Source organism: Novosphingobium sp. MBES04, from assembly GCF_000813185.1.
Lineage (GTDB): Bacteria > Pseudomonadota > Alphaproteobacteria > Sphingomonadales > Sphingomonadaceae > Novosphingobium > Novosphingobium decolorationis.
Window position 1 is genome coordinate 1 of the sequence record NZ_DF850506.1, and the last position, 1,160, is coordinate 1,160.

Below are 1,160 nucleotides of genomic sequence, written 5' to 3' on the forward strand. Positions count from 1 at the left end.
GCTCCAGTTCGCGGTTGAGCCAACGCGGGGTAAGATGCCCGAAGAGCTCTTCGTCCCGCCGCGCATTGGTATAGGACGTCTCCACCAGAATGGCTCGCAGATGCCCGGCCCGGACAAGCGGGGCAACGGCCTGCCAAAGTTGGTCGAGCCGGTCACTGCCTTCCACTGCATCGGGCCCCGTGTCCCCCATGCACAGGATCGCGTCCGGCCCGCTCTGGACCAGGAAGGCCGTGGATAGCACGCCCCCGTGCGCGAGCGGAAAGGCGCGCAGGGCAAGATCCGTTCCCTCCACCTCCTGCGCGCGGCTCCCGGGAGACAGGTCGCGGTAGGTGTAGTGTCCCAGTTGCGGTGCCGGGCCCCTGTCGCCCATGTTGGGCCAGGCGCTCCAGTTGAAATAGTCTTGGGCCAGCGCGGCATTGACCGGCCCCAACGCAAAGATCGGCTTGGCGCTGTCGTCGGGCGAGGCCATCACCATGCCCGCCACGTGATCGAGATGCGCATGGGTGATCGCATAGGCGCGGATACGTTCGTGCAGGATGGTCCCATCGTCCTCGCCCTTTGGAAAGGCCCCGTGATCACGCCCGGCGCGAATGCCCGGAACCAGTGTTCCGGCATCGCAGGCCAGCCCGGTCTTCGCCGCGTGCGCCGCCACATACCAGGCCGTGGTGGCCCCTTCCACAAGCCCGCCTTCGACCCCGAGCGGGACAATATCGAATGCAGCGCTGCGCGCAGGCATGGCCATCCCCGGGCTCGCCAGCGCCCACACCGCCAGCCCGGCCAGAGGTCCCCGCCACGCCCGCCTCCCGGCATTTCCTTCCATCCCGAATGCCGGCATGGCGTGTCTCCTCCTGGCGCTGAGAGCCATCGTGGCTCAGGTACGCGAAACTGTCACGAAGCCCTCATAATAGCCGCATTTACATATATTTAAACCAATCCTTGCAGGGGCTGCGTCCCCTGCGGGGTAGCGTATTTCATTGGAGTTTAGGGGCATCGTGAAAATCAAGACATACCTGCTGAGCGGCGTGGCCATGCTGCTTTCGAGCACTGTTCCGGCCATCGCCCAGGAGGCAGGTTCGCCGTCCATCGCGAACATCGGCGAAACCACCGGCGGGGACATCGTCGTGACGGCGCAGCGCCGCCCCGAGAAGATCCGCGACGTG

General features: G+C 65.7%; 1 protein-coding gene. It reads right to left on the minus strand.

Annotated features, from left to right (window positions below; genetic code table 11):
• The coding region (locus tag MBENS4_RS23675) for a 3',5'-cyclic-nucleotide phosphodiesterase (protein WP_159108127.1) at positions 1-835 on the minus strand (835 nt) is incomplete at its 3' end.
• Positions 836-1,160 lie beyond the last annotated feature (325 nt).